Source organism: Curtobacterium sp. B8 (assembly GCF_000333315.1).
GTDB classification, from domain to species: Bacteria; Actinomycetota; Actinomycetes; order Actinomycetales; family Microbacteriaceae; genus Curtobacterium; species Curtobacterium luteum.
Genome location: NZ_BACW01000441.1, coordinates 1 through 4086, shown reverse-complemented (window position 1 = coordinate 4086; position 4086 = coordinate 1). Strand labels below are relative to the sequence as shown.

The window sequence follows — 4086 nt, the reverse complement described above, 5'->3', positions numbered from 1 at the left end:
GTCTTCCGATGCCGTCCACTGCCGAGCTGCAGAGCATCTCCTCGCTCGAAGGCATGGCGTCCGGCTTGCCCGTGGTGGCGGCCGACTCGATGGCCCTCCCGCACCTGGTCGACGGCAACGGGTTCCTGTTCCGCCCCGGCGACGCGCACGACCTCGCCGCCAAGCTCACCGAGGTGCTCACGGCGTCGGACGAGGACTACGTGGCCATGCGGCAGCGGAGTCTCGAGATGATCCAGCCACACGACATCAACCGCACCCTCTCGACGTTCGAGGCGCTGTATCGTGGGGAGCCGGTGGCCTGACGGCCCCGGCGAGGGGCGGTAGCCAAGCTGGTCAAGGCAGTCGGCTCATAACCGAACGATCCGCGGGTTCGAGTCCCGCCCGCCCTACGATGTGACGCGGGTCCGAGCAGGACACTTCAAGCACGGCCCGCCCTACGATGTGACGCGGGTCCGAGCAGGACACTGAGGTACGGCCCGCCCTACGATGTGACGCGGGTCCGAGCAGGACGCTTCAGGCACGGCCCGCCATGCCCGATCCGAACCCGGTTCGGGCGAGTCCGCGAGACGAGGCCCGCCACCGTGCAGCTCCCCAAGCGCAAGCCCCACGACCACGACCCGCTCGGCCCGACGCCGAACGTCACGTTCGAGGTGACCCGTGGTGGCACCGGCGTGCGCGTCAACGCGTTCCGCATCGGGTTCATGGGTGCCATCGGCGTCCTCGTGGCCATCGTGGCCGGCACCGTCCTCCGCGAACTGAGCACGGTCCTCGTCTACATCGGCGTCGCGCTGTTCCTGGCGCTCGGCATCGACCCGCTCGTCTCGTTCCTCGAACGCCTGATCCCGCGGTGGTCGGCGATCCTCGCGGTGGTGGTCGCGGTGCTCGCGGCCTTCGTCGGCGTGATCTTCGCGGTCGTGCCGATCCTCGTCGAACAGGCCACGAACCTCATCCAGAACTTCCCGGGGATCATCCAGGACATCTCCCGGCAGGACTGGTTCCAGGACCTGTCGAAGCAGCTGGGCGGGGCGTTCGACGTGCAGCACGCCCTGCAGTCGGTCCAGTCCTTCGCCGAGGACCCGGGCAACCTGCTCAACCTCGGCGGTGGCATCCTCGCGGTCGGCGGCGGCATCCTCTCCGGGCTGACCGGCGCCCTCATCGTCCTGATCCTCATGCTCTACTTCCTCGCGTCGATGCGCGGGCTGAAGTCGATGACGTACCGCTTCGTCCCGGCCTCTCGGCGGGAGAACTTCGTGGACGTCAGCGAGCAGATCACGCAGGCGGTCGGCCGGTACGTCGTCGGGCAGATCTCGCAGGCGCTCATCAACGGCATCCTGAGCTTCTTCTTCCTGCTCATCATCGGCGCACCGTTGCCCGCGCTGCTGGCGTCGTTCGCGTTCCTCGGCTCGCTCATCCCGCTCGTCGGGACGCTGAGCGCCGCGATCGTCATCTCGCTGCTCTGCTTCTTCGCCTCGCCGGCCACGGCCCTCGCGGCAGCGATCTACTACCTCGTCTACATGCAGGTCGAGGCGTACGTCATCTCGCCCCGCATCATGTCGCGGGCGGTCCAGGTCCCGGGGGCGCTGGTCGTCATCGCCGCGGTCGCCGGCGGGACGATCGGCGGCGTCCTCGGTGCGCTCGTCGCGGTGCCCATCGCCGCGTCGCTCATCATCATCGTGCAGAAGGTCATCTACCCACGCCAAGACCAGGCATGACGACCTTCCCCGACCACGTCGCCGAGCGGGACCGCTGGGCCAGGAGTGCCCGCGGACCGCTCGCGCTCGTGAACGCACAGCGCGTCGACCTCGAGCAGCCGGTGTGGCCCGTGCCCGGTCGTTGGGCTCCCGCTCCGGGCGGCCTGACGGTCACCGCGGCGGTCGCCGACGGGGTCGTCGTCGACGGCGTCCCGGTGGACGGGACAGTCCTGGTCGCGAGCGACCAGGCGGTGGTGCCGTCGACCGTCGCGTTCCCGGACGGCCTCGCCGGCACCGTCGCCGACGGGACGCTCCGGGTCTGGGACCCGGCCTCCGAGGCGGTCACCCGGTTCGACCACATCGCCCGCTTCGCCGAGCAGGACCACTGGGTCACGTCCGGCAGGTTCGAACCGGTGGGCGACGGCCTGGAGGCACGGGCTGACGTCGTCGACGCGGCCGGCGTCCCGCTCGGGGTCGCCGGGATCGTCGCCACGACCGTCGCCGACGTCGCCGTGCGGCTGGTCGCCGTGCGCTCGGCCGCGTTCCGCGGCGCACCCCGGCTGCAGCTCATCGTGCAGGACGCCACGAGTGCGCTCCCGGAGGACGACCCCTCGAGCACCTACTCGATGGGCCGTTTCCTGTACCTGGATGATCCCGGAGCAGCGGGCGAGGTCGTCCTCGACTGGAACCGAGCGGTCCTCCCGCCCTGCGCGTTCTCCTACCAGTTCGCTTGCCCCATCCCGCCGGAGGAGAACCGCGTCCCGGTCGCGATCACCGCCGGGGAGCGGCACCCCGTGGACGCATCCGGAGCGGTTCTGCACTGAAGCGGGCGCCGACCTGGCGCTCCCAGCGGTGACGCTGCATAATGGGCGTGTCCGCAGGACATCACAATCGCATACCGATGGTTCCCGAACGCGATGCCGTTCGTCCAGGTCGATGGGGAAGTCGCACCTGACGAATCGGAGGAATCGTGAACGGAACGACGGCCGGAGTGCTCTACGTGCACTCCGCTCCACGCGCGCTCTGCCCGCACGTCGAATGGGCGGCTGGTCGCGCCATGAATCGTGCCGTGAACTTCTCGTGGCTCGACCAGCCCGCACAGGACGGCGCGCGGCGGACCGAGTTCACCTGGACCGGTTCGGTCGGGACGGGCGCTGCGATCGCCTCGGCGCTGCGCGGGTGGGAGCACCTCCGGTACGAGGTCACCGAGGAGCCGACGAGCGCCTCCGACGGCGGCCGGTGGATGCACACCCCCGACCTCGGGGTCTTCTACGCGCAGACCGACGTCACCGGCAACATGGTCGTCCCCGAGGACCGCGTCCGCTACGCGATGGAGGTCGCGGGCAGCAACGCGCTCGAACTCCACCGTGAGCTGCGGCTCGCCCTGGGCCAGGCCTGGGACGACGAGCTCGAGCCGTTCCGTCACGCCGCCGAGGGCAACCCCGTCGTCTGGCTCCACCGCGTCGGCTGACCGTCGCCCGCACGCCCTTCCTCCGCTCCGCCGAACGCCGCCCGGCCCCGTGCCCGGCGGCGTTCGTCGTCCCGCCGGCCCCGAGTCTCGGCGGACCCGCCCCGAGTCTCGCGCAGGGCGACCGTTCTCGCGCCGGACAGCCCGAGCAGTGTCGCGCAGCCCGAGTCTCGCGCAGGGCGACCGCGCAGGGCGAGTCTCGCGCAGGGCGACCGTTCTCGCGCCGGACAGCCCGAGCAGTGTCGCGCAGCGCGAGTCTCGCGCAGGGCGACCGCCCCGAGTCTCGCGCAGGGCGACCGTTCTCGCGCCGGACAGCCCGAGCAGTGTCGCGCAGCGCGAGTCTCGCGCAGGGCGACCGCGCAGGGCGAGTCTCGCGCAGGGCGACCGTTCTCGCGCCGGACAGCCCGAGCAGTGTCGCGCAGCGCGAGTCTCGGCGCCCGCGCGCCCAGACGCCCGGGCACCCGGGCGCCCGCGACCAGGCCGGCCACGCAACCGACGGAGGCCCGCCCCGACGACGCGGGGCGGGCCTCCAGGCCGGATCGGACGCGGCGCGCCCACCCGACGCGACTACACGTTGCGGAACGCCACCACGGCGTTGTGGCCGCCGAAGCCGAACGAGTTGCTCACCGCGAGCAGGTCGCCGTCCGGCAGCTGGCGCGGCTCGCGTGCCACGTCCATGACGATCTCCGGGTCCTGGTCGGTGAGGTTGATCGTCGGCGGCGCGACCCGGTTGTGCAGCGCGAGGACCGTGAACACGGCCTCGATCGCGCCGGCACCGCCGAGCAGGTGGCCCGTCGACGCCTTCGTGGCCGAGACCACGACGTCGTCGAGGTGGTCGCCGAACACGCGGCGCATGGCGTGGTACTCGGCGACGTCGCCCACCGGGGTCGAGGTGGCGTGCGCGTTGACGTGGACGACGTCCTCGCG

The 4086-nt window shown here is 71.5% G+C and carries 4 protein-coding genes, 1 tRNA gene and 1 pseudogene; 5 read left to right on the top strand and 1 reads right to left on the bottom strand.

Annotated features, from left to right (window positions below):
* The 5 genes from I59_RS11320 to I59_RS11300 all read left to right on the top strand — a co-directional run.
* Positions 1–302: glycosyltransferase (locus I59_RS11320; RefSeq protein ID WP_148286184.1), on the top strand; the 302-nt coding region annotated here is incomplete at its 5' end.
* Positions 303–314: 12 nt separating this feature from the next.
* Positions 315–389: transfer RNA gene (locus tag I59_RS11315), tRNA-Ile, on the top strand.
* Between the two features lie 192 nt (positions 390–581).
* A complete protein-coding gene (locus tag I59_RS11310; RefSeq protein ID WP_022903954.1) occupies positions 582–1712 on the top strand; it encodes an AI-2E family transporter in 1131 nt (376 codons plus the stop codon).
* Complete coding sequence (locus I59_RS11305; RefSeq protein WP_022903953.1) at positions 1709–2515, top strand: DUF1684 domain-containing protein; 807 nt, start codon at positions 1709–1711, stop codon at positions 2513–2515. Before I59_RS11310 ends, I59_RS11305 begins: the two co-directional genes overlap by 4 nt.
* Before the next feature lie 167 nt (positions 2516–2682).
* Positions 2683–3162 carry a DUF3145 domain-containing protein gene (locus I59_RS11300; protein WP_083882066.1) on the top strand — a complete coding sequence of 160 codons (480 nt, stop codon included), beginning with the start codon at positions 2683–2685 and terminating at the stop codon, positions 3160–3162.
* A 564-nt stretch (positions 3163–3726) separates the two neighbouring features.
* Here the strand turns inward: I59_RS11300 and I59_RS11295 are convergent.
* Positions 3727–4086 (bottom strand): annotated as a pseudogene (locus I59_RS11295) (beta-ketoacyl-ACP synthase); the annotation flags it as partial.